At 72.7% G+C, this 17706-nt stretch carries 21 protein-coding genes; 11 read left to right on the top strand and 10 right to left on the bottom strand.

The window, feature by feature from the left end:
* Positions 1-46: 46 nt before the first annotated feature.
* The 3 genes from KUM03_RS19775 to KUM03_RS19765 form a co-directional block, all read right to left on the bottom strand.
* On the bottom strand, positions 47-442 hold the full coding sequence (locus KUM03_RS19775; protein ID WP_217250574.1) for a molybdopterin-binding protein: 396 nt from the start codon (positions 440-442) through the stop codon (positions 47-49).
* A gap of 161 nt (positions 443-603) precedes the next feature.
* Entirely contained in the window at positions 604-807 is a 204-nt protein-coding gene (locus KUM03_RS19770; protein ID WP_217250573.1) for a DUF5999 family protein, read from the bottom strand.
* A 276-nt stretch (positions 808-1083) separates the two neighbouring features.
* Complete coding sequence (locus tag KUM03_RS19765) at positions 1084-1668, bottom strand: hypothetical protein (RefSeq protein WP_217250572.1); 585 nt, start codon at positions 1666-1668, stop codon at positions 1084-1086.
* Positions 1669-2217: 549 nt separating this feature from the next.
* Between KUM03_RS19765 and KUM03_RS19760 the strand changes: the two genes are divergently transcribed.
* Positions 2218-3735, top strand: coding sequence for a glutamate-cysteine ligase family protein (locus KUM03_RS19760; protein WP_217250571.1), 1518 nt, complete (start codon positions 2218-2220; stop codon positions 3733-3735).
* Between the two features lie 79 nt (positions 3736-3814).
* Positions 3815-4642: a CPBP family intramembrane glutamic endopeptidase gene (locus KUM03_RS19755; protein WP_254399504.1), complete on the top strand. Its 828-nt coding sequence runs from the start codon at positions 3815-3817 to the stop codon at positions 4640-4642.
* A gap of 46 nt (positions 4643-4688) precedes the next feature.
* On the opposite strand, the gene KUM03_RS19750 is transcribed toward KUM03_RS19755, so the two are convergent.
* On the bottom strand, positions 4689-5498 hold the full coding sequence (locus KUM03_RS19750) for a PhzF family phenazine biosynthesis protein (RefSeq protein ID WP_217250570.1): 810 nt from the start codon (positions 5496-5498) through the stop codon (positions 4689-4691).
* A gap of 163 nt (positions 5499-5661) precedes the next feature.
* Between KUM03_RS19750 and KUM03_RS19745 the strand changes: the two genes are divergently transcribed.
* A complete protein-coding gene (locus tag KUM03_RS19745; protein WP_217250569.1) occupies positions 5662-6318 on the top strand; it encodes a PadR family transcriptional regulator in 657 nt (218 codons plus the stop codon).
* 68 nt (positions 6319-6386) lie between these two features.
* Here KUM03_RS19745 and KUM03_RS19740 read toward each other — a convergent pair whose 3' ends face one another.
* Positions 6387-6575 carry a hypothetical protein gene (locus tag KUM03_RS19740; RefSeq protein WP_198941504.1) on the bottom strand — a complete coding sequence of 63 codons (189 nt, stop codon included), beginning with the start codon at positions 6573-6575 and terminating at the stop codon, positions 6387-6389.
* A 199-nt stretch (positions 6576-6774) separates the two neighbouring features.
* Between KUM03_RS19740 and KUM03_RS19735 the strand changes: the two genes are divergently transcribed.
* From KUM03_RS19735 to KUM03_RS19725, 3 genes are all read left to right on the top strand, one after another.
* A complete protein-coding gene (locus KUM03_RS19735; protein WP_217250568.1) occupies positions 6775-7317 on the top strand; it encodes a Clp protease N-terminal domain-containing protein in 543 nt (180 codons plus the stop codon).
* A gap of 46 nt (positions 7318-7363) precedes the next feature.
* Positions 7364-8368 carry a DMT family transporter gene (locus KUM03_RS19730; RefSeq protein WP_217250567.1) on the top strand — a complete coding sequence of 335 codons (1005 nt, stop codon included), beginning with the start codon at positions 7364-7366 and terminating at the stop codon, positions 8366-8368.
* A 186-nt stretch (positions 8369-8554) separates the two neighbouring features.
* Entirely contained in the window at positions 8555-9499 is a 945-nt protein-coding gene (locus KUM03_RS19725; protein ID WP_217250566.1) for a DMT family transporter, read from the top strand.
* 66 nt (positions 9500-9565) lie between these two features.
* Here KUM03_RS19725 and KUM03_RS19720 read toward each other — a convergent pair whose 3' ends face one another.
* Positions 9566-10267: a pyridoxamine 5'-phosphate oxidase family protein gene (locus KUM03_RS19720; RefSeq protein ID WP_217250565.1), complete on the bottom strand. Its 702-nt coding sequence runs from the start codon at positions 10265-10267 to the stop codon at positions 9566-9568.
* Positions 10268-10302: 35 nt separating this feature from the next.
* Between KUM03_RS19720 and KUM03_RS19715 the strand changes: the two genes are divergently transcribed.
* Positions 10303-11640, top strand: coding sequence for an aminotransferase class I/II-fold pyridoxal phosphate-dependent enzyme (locus KUM03_RS19715; protein WP_217250564.1), 1338 nt, complete (start codon positions 10303-10305; stop codon positions 11638-11640).
* A gap of 125 nt (positions 11641-11765) precedes the next feature.
* Here KUM03_RS19715 and KUM03_RS19710 read toward each other — a convergent pair whose 3' ends face one another.
* The gene (locus KUM03_RS19710) at positions 11766-12737 is read right to left on the bottom strand and encodes a DMT family transporter (protein WP_217250563.1); all 972 of its coding nucleotides are present in this window, start codon (positions 12735-12737) and stop codon (positions 11766-11768) included.
* Positions 12738-12811: 74 nt separating this feature from the next.
* On the opposite strand from KUM03_RS19710, the gene KUM03_RS19705 reads away from it, so the two are divergent.
* On the top strand, positions 12812-13714 hold the full coding sequence (locus tag KUM03_RS19705) for a LysR family transcriptional regulator (RefSeq protein WP_217250562.1): 903 nt from the start codon (positions 12812-12814) through the stop codon (positions 13712-13714).
* A 19-nt stretch (positions 13715-13733) separates the two neighbouring features.
* Here KUM03_RS19705 and KUM03_RS19700 read toward each other — a convergent pair whose 3' ends face one another.
* The 3 genes from KUM03_RS19700 to KUM03_RS19690 all read right to left on the bottom strand — a co-directional run bounded on the left by KUM03_RS19700 (position 13734) and on the right by KUM03_RS19690 (position 15332).
* Positions 13734-14201, bottom strand: coding sequence for a pyridoxamine 5'-phosphate oxidase family protein (locus tag KUM03_RS19700; RefSeq protein WP_217250561.1), 468 nt, complete (start codon positions 14199-14201; stop codon positions 13734-13736).
* Positions 14198-14668 carry a Rieske (2Fe-2S) protein gene (locus KUM03_RS19695; protein ID WP_217250560.1) on the bottom strand — a complete coding sequence of 157 codons (471 nt, stop codon included), beginning with the start codon at positions 14666-14668 and terminating at the stop codon, positions 14198-14200. The genes KUM03_RS19700 and KUM03_RS19695 overlap by 4 nt, the downstream gene beginning before the upstream one ends.
* Positions 14669-14816: 148 nt before the next feature.
* Positions 14817-15332 (bottom strand): MarR family winged helix-turn-helix transcriptional regulator, encoded by a 516-nt coding sequence (locus KUM03_RS19690; protein ID WP_217250559.1) that lies wholly within the window; start codon positions 15330-15332, stop codon positions 14817-14819.
* A 161-nt stretch (positions 15333-15493) separates the two neighbouring features.
* Between KUM03_RS19690 and KUM03_RS19685 the strand changes: the two genes are divergently transcribed.
* From KUM03_RS19685 to KUM03_RS19675, 3 genes are all read left to right on the top strand, one after another.
* The gene (locus KUM03_RS19685) at positions 15494-16249 is read left to right on the top strand and encodes an SDR family NAD(P)-dependent oxidoreductase (protein WP_217250558.1); all 756 of its coding nucleotides are present in this window, start codon (positions 15494-15496) and stop codon (positions 16247-16249) included.
* Between the two features lie 314 nt (positions 16250-16563).
* On the top strand, positions 16564-17325 hold the full coding sequence (locus KUM03_RS19680; protein ID WP_217250557.1) for a HipA family kinase: 762 nt from the start codon (positions 16564-16566) through the stop codon (positions 17323-17325).
* Positions 17322-17705, top strand: coding sequence for a DUF3037 domain-containing protein (locus KUM03_RS19675; protein ID WP_217250556.1), 384 nt, complete (start codon positions 17322-17324; stop codon positions 17703-17705). The genes KUM03_RS19680 and KUM03_RS19675 overlap by 4 nt, the downstream gene beginning before the upstream one ends.
* The last annotated feature ends 1 nt before the right edge of the window (position 17706 follow it).

Below are 17706 nucleotides of genomic sequence, written 5' to 3'. Positions count from 1 at the left end.
GAGACGGCTGGCATGTGCGTTCGTACGGAGCGTCGGGGTGAGGTGGTCAGGCCCTGTCGATATGTACGTTCGTCGACTTCACGCGGGCGGTGGCCTCCACGCCGACCTCGAGTCCGAGTTCCTCCACCGCCTCACGGGTCAGGAGGGAGACCAGTCGGTGCGGGCCGGCCTGGATCTCGACCTGTGCGGCGACGTCGCCGAGCTTGATCGCCGTCACGATGCCGGGGAAGGCGTTGCGGACCGAGGTGTACGGGGTCTCCTCGTCGGTACCGCCGGAGCGGGCGAGTTCGACCGAGAACGCGGCCAGGTCACGCCCGTCGACGAGGCGCCGCCCGGCGTCGTCCCGGTGGGTGGTGATCCGGCCCGCGTCGGCCCAGCGGCGGGCGGTGTCCGGGCTGACGCCGAGCAGCCGCGCCGCCTGGCCGATGGTGTAGGACTGCATGCCGGTCACGATAGGGCGCGGCGCGGGAACGGGCGCCGGAGGGGTTGGCCACGCGGAGTGACCACCCCCGGACACGCGTCGGGGCCGGTGCGCGGGCGACGTGCCCGCGTAGCGGCCCCGTGTTCACCGGGCGGAGTGGTGCCGTACCGCCCGGCCGGTGTTCAGGCGGCGGTCATCAGTCCCGCACCGACGGGGCGGTGCGGCGCGATGACCCGGCCGTCCGGCAGGAGCTCACCGGTGTCCTCGAAGAGGACGACGCCGTTGCACAGCAGGCTCCAGCCCTGCTCCGGGTGGTGCGCCGCGAGGCGGGCGGATTCCCGGTCGGCGGAGTCGGCTGACGGGCACGGTGGCTGGTGCTGACACATGGGTGGGGTCTCTCGGTCTGTCGTGATGGGTGAGTGCGCTGTGTTGTCTGTCCCGCGGCGTGAAACGTCGTTCATGGCCGCCCCCCGTTGTTCCGGTCGGTCCGAACCCAGTGTTGCCCCACGGGCGTCGATCCGCAGGGATTTCGCGGTACCGCTTCTCACAGGTTGATGACGCGTCACCCGCGCGGACGGTTCATTCCAACTGCACTGTCCCTTCGGGTGGTTCGACATGGCCGAAAGGGGCTAGTCCGCGCGGGTGCGAGGGAGGCGTTCGGGTCAGGCGGGGGAGCGCAGCAGCCGGGTCGGCGTCACCCGGTGCGTGAGGACCGGCAGGAGGTCGGCGACCCGGTGCGGCCGGTGGGCCGCGATACCGGGAGGCGCCGGCGCCAGCGGCACCAGCAGGTCGGTGGCCGCGGGGTGTCCGGCGGCGGCGTCCGCGGTGGTGTCGCCGTGCAGCCAGAGCGTCAGCATGTACAGCCCGGGCACCGACAGCAGGCGCGGCTGGTAGGCCTGCGGCACCGACTCGGCCTGGCGCAGCGCGCGCTCGGTCGAGGTGACGTAGGGGCCTTCGAAGAAGTGCGAGAACGCCCAGCCGTCGGGCGTCAGCATGGTCTCCGCCGCTGCCACGGCCCGGTCGCCGCACCGGATGAGGAAGCGCCACCCGGTCAGCCGGGTCGCGGTCATGCCCTCCGCGGTGATCCGGTCCAGGACGTGCACGGGCAGCGGCAGGTCGGGCGTGGCGGGTCCCTGCGCGCCGAGCAGGGAGGGCGTCCGGGCCTCACGGACCGCGGTGGGAGAGGAGAGGGCGGTGAGAACGGAACGCAGGGCGGGCGCGGGGGCCGGGGAGACATGCAGGGGCATGATGGGTCGCCTCTCATTCGAAGGCACGGTGGCGCGAGGGCGGGGCGGACGACGCTGTCGGCTCACGGGGGCTTTGGAGGCAGGGGCCGGGGTCCGGGAACCGAGAAGTGGGTGGGACCTGCCGCGCCTCGACTCGGCGGCAGGATCCATCGACCGTGGGCGCCGGTCAACTGCCTTGTCTGCGGAGTTTATACGACATGCGTTCAGACTGTGTTTCCGCTAGCCGATTCCGGGAACCCGTTCAAGGCTGCATTCGGCCGCCGATATGAGGGAATCCTCCGGATTTCGGACCGGACGTACGGCGGTGACCTCGAAAAATGCGCGCCGAGCGGTCGGCCAATTGTCGTCGGCGTTTTTCACGAGTTGCCCCACCGGGAAACTGCTGGAAGCGCCATGCCTGGTGAATGTGCCACCGGTCACAGCGGCACAGCGTAGCGGGTGGCGGGCCGGTGCGGAGACGTTATCGATCGCTTCGGCTGGGCATCATCCATCCTGACCGGTCACCGGCGGCCGGATCCTCGACGCACCGCTCCGAGAAGGGACGCCTCCATGGGGGAGAAGGTCGTGGCAGGTCAGTTCGACCTGTCCGATCGCCAGCGCTACCGCGAGAAGCTCCAGCGGTGCCTGACGGGCCTGGAGCGACTCCTGGCGGAGAAGCGGTTCGACCGCCCGAAGAACCTGATGGGGCTGGAGATCGAATTGAATCTCGTCGGTACCGACGGGATGCCGAAAATGTTGAATGCGCAAGTCCTGGAACGCATCGCCAGCCGTGACTTCCAAACAGAACTCGCCATGTTCAACCTGGAAGTCAACATCGCTCCCCATCGGCTGGGAGGCCGGGTATTCGACCGCCTCGCCGAGGAGATCCGTACGTCTCTGGCATATGCGGACCGCAAGGCCGGCGAGGTCGACGCGGGAATCGCGATGATCGGCATTCTGCCGACGCTGGACCGCGACGACCTGGTCTCGTCCAATCTCTCCGCCGTCGACCGCTACGCCCTGCTCAACGAGCAGATCGTGGCCGCCCGCGGCGAGGACTTCACCCTCGACATCGAGGGGGTGGAACGCCTGACGTGCACCTCGAAGTCCATCGCTCCCGAGGCCGCCTGCACCTCGGTGCAACTGCACCTCCAGGTCACCCCGGACCGCTTCGCGGCCGTGTGGAACGCCGCCCAGGCGGTCACCGCCGCACAGATCGCCGTCGGCGCCAACGCGCCCTTCTTGTTCGGCCGCGAGCTGTGGCGCGAGTCCAGGCCCCCGCTCTTCCAGCAGTCCACGGACACCCGGCCGCCCGAGCTCCAGGCCCAAGGCGTCCGCCCGCGCACCTGGTTCGGCGAGCGGTGGGTGACCTCGGCGTACGACCTGTTCGAGGAGAACCGGCGCTACTTCCCGGCCCTGCTCCCGATCTGCGACGACGAGGACCCGCTGGAGGTCCTGGACGCGGGCGGCGTGCCCTCCCTCTCCGAACTCGTCCTGCACAACGGCACCGTCTACCGCTGGAACCGGCCCGTCTACGACATCGCCGACGGCGTCCCGCACCTGCGCGTGGAGAACCGCGTCCTGCCCGCCGGGCCCACGGTCACCGACGTCATCGCCAACGCGGCCTTCTACTACGGCGTCGTGCGCGCGCTCGCCGAGGAGCCCCGGCCGCTGTGGCACCGGCTGCCCTTCGAGGCCGCCGCCGCCAACTTCGAGGCCGCCTGCCGGCACGGCATCGACGCCCGCTTCGAGTGGCCCCGTCGCGGACGGCTGGGCGGCACCACCGAGGTCGACGCGGCCGTGCTCGTCCGCGACGAACTGCTGCCGCTCGCCGAGGCCGGTCTGGACGCGTGGGGCGTCGAGCCCGCCGACCGCGACCTGTATCTCGGAGTGATCGAGGAGCGGTGCCGGCGCCGGGTCAACGGCGCGTCCTGGCAGGCGGCCACCTTCCACCGGGCGCTGGAGGCCGGCCTGTCCCGGGACCAGGCGCTGGCCGCCACGACCCGCCGCTACGTCGAGCTGATGCGCGAGGGCGACCCCGTGCACCGGTGGCCGGTCGGACTGCCGGAACCCGCGCCGACGGGCTGAGCCCACCGGCCGTACCCCGCCGCGCCCCGCCTCATACTGATCGGGCAAGCTGTGACGTCCCAGCTGGAGGCAGGTGTGCATGGCGGAGGCGGGCCCGGTGGACGATTCGTTCCCTCACAAGCCAGTTCCGGGGGAGCCCGCTCCCCAGGAGGGGCTCTCGCGACGTACGTTGCGTGACGAGACGCTGCTGGTCCTGGCGGTCTCGCTCGGGGCGAGCGGAGTGTCCGCCCTCATCAGCTTCATCGGGTCGGTCACCCGCCCCGGCGGGCTCAAGGACCAGGCGGCCACCCTCAACGCCTCCGCCGCGCCCGGCCGTCCCTGGCTGGATCTCGCCTGGCAGCTCTTCGGGATCACCACGGCCCTCGTCCCGGTCGCCCTCGTCGCCCACTTCCTGCTGCGCGAAGGGCGCGGCCTGCGCACCCTGGGCTTCGACCGCACCCGCCCGTGGCCGGACCTGGGCCGGGGGGCCGTGATCGCGGCCGTCATCGGCAGCACCGGCATCGCCTTCTACCTGGCCGCCCGGGGCCTCGGCTTCAACCTCACCGTGGTGCCCGAGGCGCTGCCGGACGTCTGGTGGAAGTACCCCGTACTGATCCTCTCGGCGGTGCAGAACTCCGTCCTGGAGGAAGTCATCGTCGTCGGCTACCTGCTGCGCCGGCTGGACCAGCTCGGCTGGAGTCCGGGCGCGTCGCTGGCGGCCAGTTCGGTGCTGCGCGGGTCGTACCACCTCTACCAGGGCATCGGCGGCTTCATCGGCAACATGGTGATGGGCGTGGTGTTCGTGTACCTCTACCGCCGGTGGGGGCGCGTGGGTCCGCTGGTGGTGGCGCACTCGCTGCTCGACATCGGTGCCTTCGTGGGCTACGCGCTGCTGGCCGGGAAGGTGGACTGGCTGCCGACGGCCTGAAGGCGAGGAGGGGGCCGGGGCGGCCGTGCCCGCCCCCTCCGCCGCGTCACGCCAGCAGCTCGCCCTCGATCACCGTCACCGCGCGGCCGCCCAGCAGCGTGCGCTCGCCGCGCAGCTCCGTGCGGACCCGGCCGGAGCGGGGCGAGGCCTGGAGCCCGGTGAGGTCCGGGCGCCCGAGGCGCCGGGACCAGTAGGGGGCGAGGGCCGTGTGGGCGCTGCCGGTGACCGGGTCCTCGTCGATGCCGACGTTCGGGAAGAAGCACCGGGAGACGTAGTCGTAGCCGCGGGAGGGGGCCTCCGCGCGGGCGGTGGCGATGATGCCGCGCTCCGAGTGCGCGGCCAGGGCCTTGTGGTCCGGGGTCAGACCGCGGACGGTCTTCTCGTCGGCCACCTCGACCAGCAGGTCCCCGAGGTTCGGCCCGGTGTCGAGGACCGCGCGGGGCTCGGCGCCCAGGGCCTCGGCGACCCCCGCCGGGGCGTCGACCGGGGTGAGCGGTGCGGTCGGGAAATCCAGGGTGATCGAGCCGTCCTCACCCGGTGACGCGACGAGGACCCCGCTGAGCGTGGCGAACCGCACCGGGCCCTCGTGGGCGCCCGTGGTGCGCAGGACGTGGGCCGTGGCGAGCGTCGCGTGGCCGCACATCGCGACCTCGGTGGCCGGCGTGAACCAGCGCAGCGCCCAGTCGGCCTCGCCGCCCTCGGGCAGTCGGTGGGCGAAGGCGGTCTCGGCGTGATTGACCTCCAGGGCGACCTTCTGGAGCCGGTCGTCGTCCGGGAAGGCGTCGAGGAGCAGAACCCCTGCGGGGTTGCCGGCGAAGGGGCGGTCGGTGAAGGCGTCGACGATTCGGATGCGCATGCCCCGACGCTAGACGCCCGCCGAAGCCGTGGACCAAGGCCAATTCGCAAGTTCTGGACCGATGCTTGCCGGTCGAGTGCTTGCCAGTCCTTACATCCCGATATATCGTTGAGGCATCGCGAATAGTTCGCGACAGATCAACGACTGAATGGAAGTGATCGCGATGCGTAAGCACGGATATGAGCACGGACACGGCGGACACGGACACGGCCGCGGTTTCGGCGGCCCCGGAGGCTTCGAGGGATACGACGGTCGGCGTGCCGCCTTCGGCCCCTTCGGTCCGGGCGGTCCCGGCGGAGGGGGGCCCGGCGGCCCCTTCGGACCCGGGTTCGGCCACGGAGGCCCCTGGGGCGGCCGGGGCCGCGGCGGTCCCAGGGGCAGGGCCCGGCGCGGAGACGTACGGGCGTCGATCCTGGCCCTGCTGAAGGACCGCCCGATGCACGGCTACGAGATGATCCAGGAGATCGCCGAGCGCAGCGGCGGGGCGTGGAAGCCCAGCCCCGGCTCGGTGTACCCGACCCTCCAGTTGCTGGAGGACGAGGGTCTGATCGCCAGCGAGAGCGAGGGCGGCAAGAAGCTCTTCGCGCTCACCGAGGCCGGCCGCACCGCCGCGGAGGAGGGCCCCGAGGCACCCTGGGAGGAAGCTTCGCGGGGCGTCGACTGGGAGGCGCTGAGTGAGATCCGGCAGGCCGGCTTCGGACTGCTGGAGGCCTTCGGCCAGGTCTGGAAGACCGGCAGCAAGGAGCAGCGGGAGAAGGCGCTCGCCGTCATCGGCGACGCCCGCAAGAAGCTGTACCTGATCCTCGCCGACGAGGACTGATCACGGCACTTCCCGTGCTCCCGTGCCCCGCGGAGCGATCCGCGGGGCACGGGTCTGTGCGGGCGCGTTCAGCCGACCCTCCGTATCACCGCCGCGTCGAAGAGATCCCACGCGCGCGGGAAGGCGCTCTCGTCGTGGCAGTGCCAGGCCTCCCAGAACAGGTCGGCGAGCAGCGCCTCCTCGGGGGCGTACACCCGGTAGACGTACTGCCTGCCGTCGACGGCGGGCAGGGCCACGAGCCAGCAGCTGCTCCTCATAACCCTGTTGGACCCGCGACGGTACGCTTCGGTTGCCCGGGAAGGCGTGCGGCAAGGCGGCGCGCGCCCGGCGGGGCGAAACGGCTTGATCTCATCCGTAAGGAGGAGATTCCGGCCGGGTGCGTCCACTCCGCGTGGGACGCCGAAATGCTTCCCGTCGGGGATGCCCCCGTCCCCCGGGACTGATGAGCTGGGGGATGTGCAACCCCGTATCCCCCGGCAGTCGGCCGGTGAGCAAGGCGTCCGGCCCCTGGACGGAACCGACGCCGATGTCCGGTTCAGCCCGGAACTGGCATCGGTTGTCTCGGGCGCCCGCCGCAGGGCGGTGCGGGACGGCGACCGGCAGATCGACACGGCCCACCTGCTGCACTCCCTCCTGGAGTACGACCCCGAGGCGCGTGCCGTCCTCGGTGAGGGCCCGCAGCTCGCCCGGCTGCTCGGCTACCTCGTGCAGCGCAGCATCGGCTACGGCCTGCGCTGGCAGAGCACAGTGGAGGACTCCGGAGCCGTACCCGTGGTGAGCGGGGTCGCCGGCTTCTCGCCGCTGGCCGCCGCCGCCATGGAGGATGCCCGCGTGCGCGCCGCCCGGCGCGGGGCGGACCGGGCCTGCGGCGTCGACCTGCTCGCCGCCCTCGTGGCCGACCCGCAGGCGCGCGCCGTCGAGGTGCTCGGCCGCGCCGCCGTCGAACCGCGCACAGTGCTCGCCCGCGTGGCGGAACACCTGGGCACGTCCAGTCGGTGAGACAGGTGCCATTAGGGGTGACGCTCATGTCGTCCCCTGTCATCATGTGCCGGTGCATACGTCTGACAGCGCCCGCGGCAGCAGCGGGAAGGGAGCCGGACTCGGTCTCGCGCTCGTGTCCGCGGTGGCCTTCGGCGGGTCCGGGGTCGCGGCCAAGCCGCTGATCGAGGCGGGACTCGACCCGCTCCACGTGGTCTGGCTGCGGGTGGCCGGCGCGGCCCTGGTGATGCTGCCGCTCGCCGTGCGCCACCGCGCCCTGCTGCGCAGCCGGCCGGCACTGCTCGCCGGGTTCGGACTGTTCGCCGTGGCCGGGGTCCAGGCCTGCTACTTCGCGGCGATCTCGCGCATCCCCGTGGGCGTCGCGCTGCTCGTCGAGTACCTGGCGCCGGCCCTGGTGCTCGGCTGGGTGCGGTTCGTGCAGCGACGGCCGGTGACGCGGGCGGCGGCGGTCGGAGTGGTCCTCGCGGTCGGCGGCCTCGCCTGCGTCGTGGAGGTCTGGTCCGGGCTGCGCTTCGACGCCCTCGGGCTGCTCCTCGCACTCGGCGCCGCCTGCTGCCAGGTCGGCTACTTCGTCCTGTCCGACCAGGGCAGCGACGCCGGCGACGAGGCCCCCGACCCGCTCGGCGTCATCGCCTACGGGCTGCTCGTCGGCGCCGCCGTACTCACCGTGGTGGCCCGGCCCTGGTCGATGGACTGGTCGGTCCTCGGGGACACCGCCCCCATGGACGGCACCCCCGTCGCCGCGTCCCTCCTGCTGGCCTGGATCGTGTTCATCGCCACGGTCCTCGCGTACGTCACCGGCGTGGTCGCCGTGCGCCGGCTGTCGCCGCAGGTCGCGGGCGTCGTGGCCTGCCTCGAAGCGGTCGTCGCCACCGTGCTGGCCTGGGTGCTGCTCGGCGAGCACCTCTCCGCCCCGCAGATCGTCGGCGGCGTCGTCGTCCTGGTGGGCGCCTTCATCGCCCAGTCGTCCACGCCCGCCAAGGGTTCCGCCGACCCGGTGGCAAGCGGCGGACCGGAACGGGAGTTGTCCGGCCGGGGGACGGCGGCCTAGAGTGCGGATCATGCATTCCGACGCACTCGTCCTTCCGCCTCCGGCCGCCTGAGGCGGGCTCCTTGATCAGCCCGGCGCGCTGTCGCCGGGCCGGACGGTGCTGCCCGCAGACGCAGTCCCCGCGCCCCCGGTCGTTCCGGGGCCGCTCAGAACTCCCGCGCCTCGTGCGCGTCTGCGGAGAGAAACGTGTCGAATGCCGTTGCCGGCCTGCCCGTCGGGCGTGGCCTCCTCTATCTGATCGTCGCCGGTGTCGCCTGGGGCACCGCCGGTGCCGCCGCCTCGCTGGTCTACCGGGCCAGCGACATGGGGCCCGTCGCCCTGTCGTTCTGGCGCTGCGCGATCGGGCTGCTTCTCCTGCTCGCCGCCCGCCCGTTGCGCCCCCGCCGCGAGCGCACCGCCGTGCGCGAGCCGTTCGCCCGCAAGGCCCTGCGCGCCGTCGTCACCGGCCTCGGTCTCGCGGTGTTCCAGACCGCCTACTTCGCCGCGGTGCAGTCCACCGGCCTCGCGGTGGCCACCGTCGTCACGCTCGGCGCCGGCCCGGTGCTGATCGCGCTCGGCGCACGTCTCGCCCTCGGGGAACACCTGGTTCTGGGCGGCGTCACCGCCGTGGCCGGGGCGCTCGCCGGGCTGGTGGTGCTCGTCCTCGGCGGCGGAGGAACCACCGTGCGGTTGTCCGGGGTGCTCCTCGCGCTGCTGTCCGCGGCCGGGTACTCGGTGATGACCCTGCTCACTCGCTGGTGGGGACGCGACGGCGGCGCGGACGCGGCCAGTACGTCCGTCGGCGCGTTCGCCGTGACGAGCCTGTGCCTGCTGCCGCTCGCCCTGGCGGAGGGCCTGGTGCCGCACACCGCGGACCCGGTCCGGCTCGTGTGGCTCCTGGCGTACGTCGCGGCCGTGCCGACCGCCCTCGCCTACGGGCTCTACTTCGCCGGCGCGGCCGTCGTCCGGTCCGCCACCGTCTCCGTGATCATGCTCCTCGAGCCGGTCAGCGCGGCGGCGCTCGCCGTACTGCTGCTCGGTGAGCACCTCACCGCGGCGACCCTGGCCGGCACGCTGCTGATGCTCGGCTCGGTGGCGGGGCTCGCGGTGGCGGAGACCCGGGCGGCGAGGACGCGACCGGCGCCGGCGTGACACCGGGACCTCGGTAGGTAGCCCGACGTCGACGCCCCGGTAGGGAGTCCCGCCCGAGGAGCCTCCCTACTGCCCGGCCGGACCGGCGAGATACTCCGGCAGCCCGGTGCCCGCGTCCAGGCCGGGGTCGGCGACCGGGGCGTCGTAGCCCTTGCGCAGCGGGACGAGGCCGGCCCAGTGCGGGAGGGCGAGGTCCTCGGGTTCGTCGTTCACGCCGCCGGTGCGGAGCTTGGCGGAGACCTCGTTCAGGTCGAGGCGGATCACGGCGGTGGCGGCCAGCTCCTTCTTGTTGGCCGGCCGGGAGTCCCGGGAACGGCCGGGCACGACGTGGTCGACCAGGGCGTCCAGGGCCGTGCGCTTCTCCTCCGGGTCCGTCACGTCGTACGCGGTGCCGTGCACCACCACCGACCGGTAGTTGATCGAGTGGTGGAAGGCCGAGCGGGCCAGCACCAGCGCGTCCACGTGCGTCACCGTCAGGCAGACCGGCAGACCCGGGTCGGCCGCGCCCGTCATCCGCAGCGGGCGCGAGCCCGTCGAGCCGTGCACGTAGAGCCGCTCGCCGACCCGGCCGTAGAGCGTCGGCAGCACCACCGGGGCGCCGTCGCGGACGAAGCCGAGATGGCAGACGTAGCCCTCGTCGAGTATCGAGTGCACCAGCTCCTTGTCGTAGGAGGCCCGCTCGGGGGAGCGGGTCGGGACGGTGCGGTCGGTGGACGGGTAGGCGGTACCGGGCTGCGACGGTGTGTGCGTCCGCGTGGACCCCTGCATGGCGCTCTCCATTGCACTAGTGCATAATCGGCTTTGTGCTAGGAGAGTATCGGATCACTGGACGGGGCGCAGCGGAGATTTCCGCGAGCGTCGAGCGCGCGGTGGCCTCCGGAGAGCTGGAACCGGGTCAGCCGCTGCCGCCGATGCGGGAGTTGGCGGAGCGACTGGGCGTGAACCCGAACACGGTCGCCGCCGCCTACCGCACCCTGCGCGAGCGCGGGGTCATCGAGACGGCCGGGCGCCGGGGCAGCCGAGTGCGCGCGAAACCGGCCACCACCGGCCGCGAGTTCATCCGGGTCGACGTCCCGGAGGGCGTCCGGGACGTGTCCGACGGCAACCCGGACCCGGCGCTGCTGCCCCCGCTGGGCCCGGCGTTCGCCGCCGCGGCCGAGCAGGCCGACCGTGAGCCGGTGCTGTACGGGGCCTCGCCGGTGGAGGCGGACCTGGTGCGCCTCGCACGGGCCGGACTCGACGCCGACGGGGTGCCGGACGGGCCCGTCGCCGTCACGTCCGGGTCGCTGGACGCCATGGAGCGGGTCCTGGCGGCCCACCTCAGGCCTGGTGATGCCGTCGCCGTCGAGGACCCGGGCTGGGGCAGCCTCCTCGACCTGGTCCCGGCGCTCGGCCTGCGCACGGTCGCCGTCGGCGTCGACGACGAGGGACCGCTCACCGGCGACGTATGCCGCGTCCTGGCGGCCGGCGCGCGCGCCCTGGTCGTCACGGACCGCGCGCAGAACCCGACGGGCGCCGCGCTGAGCGGCGCACGCGCCCGTGAACTGCGTGCCGTGCTGCGCGAACACCCGGAGACGCTGCTGATCGAGGACGACCACGGCCACCGCATCGTCGACCTCCCCCTGCATCCCCTCGCCGGTACGACGCGCCACTGGGCCTTCGTCCGCTCCGCCGCCAAGGCCTACGGACCCGATCTGCGCCTCGCCGTGCTCACCGGCGACACCGTCACGCTCGACCGGGTGCGCGGACGGCAGCGGCTGGGCCCCGGCTGGGTCAGCCGCATCACCCAGCGTGCCGTGGCCCGGCTGTGGGCGGACGGCTCGGTGGACACGGCGGCCGTGGCGGCGGCGTACGGACGGCGCCGGGAGGCCCTGCTCGGCGCGCTCGCCGACCGGGGGATCACCGCGTACGGGCGCAGCGGCATGAACGTGTGGGTCCCGGTGCCGGACGAGACCGGCGCCGTCGCCCGGCTGTTGCAGGCCGGCTGGGCCGTCGCTCCCGGCGCCCGCTTCCGTGTGAGCGCGCCGCCCGCTGTGCGCATCACCGTCTCCACGCTGGGGGAGGGGGACGTCGGACCGCTGGCGGACGCGGTCGCGTCGGCCGTGGGGCCGGGGCCGGGGTGGCTGCGCAGCCAGGTCTGACGCGCGCGCCTTTCGTTCAGTCCGGGCCGGTCGCTGTCGTCGGGCTGTCTGTGTCGCTGTCGGGGCTCGTTCCGTCCGGGCCCGGCCGCCGTCCTCGGTCTGCCGGTGCCGCCGCCCTCCGCCGCTCAGGCCGCCGTCGCCCTCTGAGGCTCCCGTGTCCGCCCGGCCCGTTCACCGGTGTCCGCGGTCTTCCTCGGCCGTGCCTGGGTCAGGGCGGCGCCCGCCAGGACGATCACCGCGCCGACCGGCGTCGACCAGGACAGGGACTCGCCGAGGAGCACGACACCCGCGGCCGTGGCGATGACGGGCGTGAAGTACGTGACCATCTGGGCCGTCGTCGGGCCGACCTCGGCGACCAGGTCGTACTGGATCAGGAAGGCGAGCCCGGTGCCGAGGGTGCCCAGCGCCGCGACCGCCAGCAGCGGCACGACCGGGAAGCTGGTGGGCATCGAGGTGAACAGCGGTGTCACGACGGCCAGTTGCAGCGTGGCCAGTCCCAGCTGGGCGCCGGTCAGCGAGAGGTGGGAGTGGCTGGAGCCGGCCAGCGTGCGGCGGACGTAGATCCAGCCGACCGGATAGCTGAGCGAGGCCAGCAGCGCCAGCGCGGTGCCCGTGACGTCCAGGCCGTTGAAGCCCTGCCAGACCCCCAGCACCGTCAGGACGCCGAGGAAGCCGATGCCGAGGCCCGCCACCCGGCGCCGGGTCGGCCGGTCCTCCGACAGGGCGACCAGCGACAGGGCCATGCCCCACAGCGGCGAGGTCGCGTTGCAGATGCCCGCCAGGGACGACGGAATGGTGAGCTCCGAGAAGGCGAACAGGGAGAACGGCAGCGCGTTCAGCAGGAACCCGGCGACCGCCAGATGCACCCAGGTCCACGCCCCGCGCGGCAGCCGCTCCCGCTTCACCGCCATCGCCACGGCCACCACCGCGGCACCGGACACCAGCCGCCCCAGCGTGACCTGGAACGGGGCGAAGGCCTCGGTCCCCACCTTCATGAAGAGGAAGCTGAAGCCCCAGACGAGGGACAGAAGCCCGAAGCGCAGCCGCCAGTCGAAGGCACGCCGGACCGCGGGGGAGGAAGTGACACCGCTGCTCATGCCGTCAACGATGGAGCAGGCATCCTCGTAGCACAATCGAGAATTCGCACCCGGTATCTCGTAGAATTTCTTACATGTTGAACCTGGAGCGCCTGCGCACCCTCGACGCCCTGGCCCGGCACGGATCGGTCAGCGGCGCCGCCGCCGGTCTGCACATCACCACCTCCGCCGTCTCCCAGCAGATGGCCAAGCTGGAGCGCGAGGCCGGACAGCAGCTGCTCGCCAAGAACGGGCGCGGCGTACGGCTCACGGACGCGGGCCGGCTGCTCGCCGAGCACGCGGCCCGCATCCTGTCCCAGGTGGAGCTGGCCCAGGCCGACCTGGAGGCGCAGCGCGGGCAGGTGGCGGGCGAGCTGCGGATCTCGGCGTTCCCTACGGCCGCCCGCGGACTCTTCCCCGCCGCACTGGCGGCCCTGCGTGCCGAGCACGCCGCGCTGCGCATCCGCTCCTGCGAGCTGGAGCCGGAGCGCGGCGTCAGCGGCGTGGTCCGCGGCGACCTGGACCTGGCCGTCGTACTCGACTGGTACAACAAGCCGATGCCGCTGCCCGACGGCCTGGTCAAGGCGCCGCTCCTGGACGACCCGGCCGACGTGGCACTGCCGGCCGGCCACCGGCTCGCGGGCCGGGACGAGGTGGACCTCGCCGAGTTCGCCGAGGACGAGTGGATCACGTGGGGGGAGGGCGAGTTCTGCCACGAGTGGCTGATGTTCACGCTGCGCTCCAAGGGCATCGAGCCGATCATCGGCCACCGCGCCGCCGAGACCCACACCCAGCTCGGCCTGGTCGCCGCGGGACTCGGCGTGTGCATCGCCCCGCTGCTCGGCCGCCACCCGATGCCTCAGGGAGTCCTCACCGTGCCGCTCAAACAGCGGGTGCGCCGGCACGTGTACGTCGTCTGGCGCGCGGACGCCGACCGCCGCCCGTCGATCCGGGCGGCGGTCCAGGCGCTGCGGGCGGCGGCGGGACGGCTCGGCTGACGGGCCCCGCGGGGCGGGGCTACCGGGACGCCAGCTTGCGGAAGTCCCAGGAGACGACCTTCTCGGGCGTCAGCCGCAGCCAGGCGTGACGGCCGTCGTGCGGCATCTCCTCCAGACGGAAGTTCTTGCGGGCGAACAGCGTCTCCGGGAAGTCGAGTTCGGCGCACAGCTCGCCGGTGCGCGGCGCCTCGCCCACGAACTCCACCCCGCCGGACAGCTCCGCGCCCCGCAACTCGTCGTACTCCTCGCCGGTGTCGACCACGATCGCCACCCTGGGGTCGCGCCGCAGGTCCGCCCAGCGGCGGCTGCGCACCACCGAGTACAGCCACATGGAGGAGCCGTCCCAGACGAACCAGAGCGTGCTCACGTGCGGGGCGCCGTCGGCCGACACCGTGGCGACGCGGCAGGTGCGCTGGGTGGTGAGGAAGGCGTCCAGCTCGCCGGGCGTCATCATGATCTTCCGGCCCCGGCGCTGGGTGACGGTCATCCGGCCAGCCGGATCGAGTCCCCGCTGACCGTGATCTGCACGGCCGGCAACGGTTTGGGCGCCGGACCGCCCTGCACACTGCCGTCGGTGATCGAGAAGTTGCTGTTGTGGCAGGGGCAGTTGATGACGCCGTCGGACACGCTCTTCACGGCGCACCCCTGGTGCGTGCAGGTGGCGGAGAACGCCTTGAACTCGCCCGCCGTCGGCTGCGTGACCACCACCTTCTGGTCGGCGAAGACCTTCCCGCCGCCCTCCGGGATGTCCGCGGTGGCCGCCAGCGCGGCCCCGGCGGCCTCGCCGCCCGCGCCCTCGGAAGCGGGCGGCGCGGCCGCGGAGCCGCTGTCGTCCGACGCGTCGTCGCCGGAGCCCGAGCACGCGGTCAGCGCGACGGCGAGCCCCGCCGCTCCGGCCGCCGCCACGACGGTACGACGGGCCGGTCCTGCGGGGTGGAACGGTGCGCTGGTCATGCTGGGGTTCCTTCCGGGGTGGATGCGTGATGATCTGCCGAGAGGTACGGCCCCGGGACACATGCTGTTCAGACCGTGCCGAGATGCTGTCGCGCCGGCGGTCGGACGGGCGTAAAACACGGCTGTCGTTTCGCTGTCGGCCCGTCCGTCACCGCGACGTGCCGGTGTCCGGCGGCCGGGCGTCCGTCCCGCCGGAACGGACCCACGCGCGCCCCTCCAGCTGCTCGATGCCGTGGTTGAGCTCGACCATCAGCGTGAGGAACTCCTGGGTCCGTTCGGCGCTCCAGCCCGCCGCCTCGATCAGCTGGGCGGTTCCCGCCCGGCTGATGGCCCGGTCCGCCGCCAGCCGTTCCAGGCCGAGCGGGGTGGGCCGGAACGTGCGCGCGCCCCCTGGGCCGGTCGCCTCCAGACGCTCGACCAGGCCCTGCCGGAGCATGGCGGCGACCTGCCGGTTGATGGTCGACACGTCGGCCTGGAAGGTGTGCGCCAGCTCCTTGAGCGTGAGCGGTTCACCGGTTTCCAGCCGGGTGAGCAGAACGTAGGCCGAGCGGTCGAGACTCTGGCCGATACGCGGTCCGCGCGAGGCGATGAAATGCCGGGACAACAGGGTCAGTTCCCGCTCCAGGGCGCCCAGGCGGCGTTCCTGCTCATTCTGCTCCGTCATCCGTGCCGTTGTCCCTTCCTCAGATTCCGCTCCACCAGTGTCCACCGTCGGGCTCCGCCCCTCCGGCGCCGGGTCCGGAGTCGCCGCACGGGACCGAGGTACGATGTGTATGTACCATACACATCGCCCGGGTCCCGGGCTCTCACGAAAGGAAACCAGCCATGGGTTCTCGTACCTTGCAGGGCAAGTCGGCCATCGTCACCGGGGGCGCGTCCGGTATCGGCGGTGCCATCACGAGGCTGTTCGTCGCGCGCGGTGCCCGGGTCGTCGTCGTCGACCTCCAGGAGCAGGCAGGGCAGGCGATCGCCGAGGAGCTGGGCGACGCCGTGGTCTTCCTGAAGGGGGACGTGTCCGACCGGAAGGTCGCCGACACCGCCGTCGCCACCGCCGTCGACCGGTTCGGCTCCCTGGACGTACTGGTGAACAACGCGAGCGTGTCGCGGCAGAAGCCGTTCGAGGACCAGACGGACGACGACTGGAACCTCGCGATGGACACCGGCCTGTACGCGACCCGCAACTTCATGCTGGCCGCGCTGCCGGAGCTGAAGAAGACCGGCAACGCCAGCGTCGTCAACTTCGGCTCCGGCGCCGGTCTGAACGGCCAGCCGAACCAGGCCTCCTACGCCGCGGCGAAGGAGGCGATCCGTGGTCTGAGCCGGGTCGCCGCCAACGAATGGGCCCAGCACAACATCCGGGTCAACGTGGTCTGCCCGATGGCCCTGACCGCAGGCGTCGCCGCATGGGCCGAGGCCCGTCCCGAGCAGTACGCCCAGTCCGCCGCCTCGGTGCCGCTGGGCCGTTTCGGCGACCCCGACCGGGACGTCGCTCCCATCGTGGGCTTCCTCGCGAGCGACGACGCGCGGTACATGACGGGGCAGACGGTGATGGCGGACGGCGGGGCCGTCAAGCTGCGCTGAGAGGCAGCCGTGGACGTGTGCAGGGGCGGAGGGGGAGCGGCCTCATGGGTGACGTGGGTGAACGCGTGCCTTGTGCACGGGCGGTGCGAGCCGCTTCAGCGGCCTTCGCCCGGCGTGCCGCCGCCTGTGGCGGGGGCGTACGTCGGAGAGGTGCTCGTCCGCCGGCCCTCGGCGAGGTCCGCAACTGCTCATCTGAGCGAGGGCCCGCAGTTTCCCGATCACCTGCGGCTACTATGCACACTTCATGCCAGAAGCCGGAAGCGCAGGCGGACGGCCATGGAAAGCACGTCCACAGGGACAGGTTGGCTTCGGAAATGCTGAGAAACGTCACCGCCACCCGCTACATCACGCCCCTGCGTGAGGGCGGCTCGCTCCCGGGACTGGTCGAGGCCGACGACCTCGGGACGTACGTCCTGAAGTTCACCGGCGCCGGGCAGGGGCGCAAGACGCTCGTCGCCGAGGTGGTCTGCGGGGAACTCGCCCGCAGGCTGGGCTTCCGGGTGCCGCGGCTGGTGACGGTCGAGCTCGATCCGGTGCTCGGGCTCGGCGAACCCGAGCAGCAGGTGCAGGAACTGCTCAAGTCGAGCGGCGGCACCAACCTCGGCATGGACTTCCTCTCCGGCGCCCTGGGCTTCGACCCGCTCGCCTTCGACGTCGGCTCCGAGGAGGCCGGGCGGATCGTGTGGTTCGACGCGCTGGTGAACAACGTCGACCGGTCCTGGCGCAACCCCAACCTCCTGCGCCGGCGGGGCGAGACCTGGCTGGTCGACCACGGCGCGACCATGATCTGGCACCACAACTGGCCCGGCGCCGAGGCCTCCGCCGCCCGGCCCTACGACGCCTCGGACCACGCCCTCGCCCGCTTCGCCCCGGACATCCGCTCGGCCGCCGCCGCGCTCGCACCCCTGGTCACCGAGGAACTCCTCGCCGAGGTCACCGCTGAGATCCCGGACGTCTGGCTGCTGGACGAACCCGGTTTCGCGACCCCCGTCGACCTGCGCCGCGCCTACGCGCGACCCCTGTTCGAGCGGGCCGCGACCATCCACGAGCGCATCAGGACCGAGGGGGACCGGTGAGCGACCGCCACGTCTACGAGTACGCGCTGCTGCGCGTCGTCCCCCGCGTCGAGCGCGGGGAGTGCGTCAACGCCGGAGTGCTCGTGTACTGCCGGGCCAGGTCCTACGTCGGTGTCCGCACCCACCTCGACGAGAACCGGCTGCTGGCCCTCGATCCGCACGTGGACCTGCCCGGCGTCCGTGCCGCGCTCCGCGCCGTCGAGGGCGTCTGCGCCGGTGGGGACGCGGCGGGGCAGGCGGCCGGCGACGACCCGGGGCGCCGCTTCCGCTGGCTGATCGCGCCCCGCTCCACGATCGTCCAGCCCGGCCCCGTCCACACCGGCCTCACCGGCGACCCGGCGGCCGAGACCGAACGGCTCATCGAACTGCTGGTGCGGTAGG

This window comes from Streptomyces sp. AC602_WCS936 (assembly GCF_019049125.1).
GTDB lineage: Bacteria > Actinomycetota > Actinomycetes > Streptomycetales > Streptomycetaceae > Streptomyces.
The sequence above is the reverse complement of the archived record's forward strand: the minus strand, read 5'-3'. Positions and strand labels throughout refer to the sequence as shown.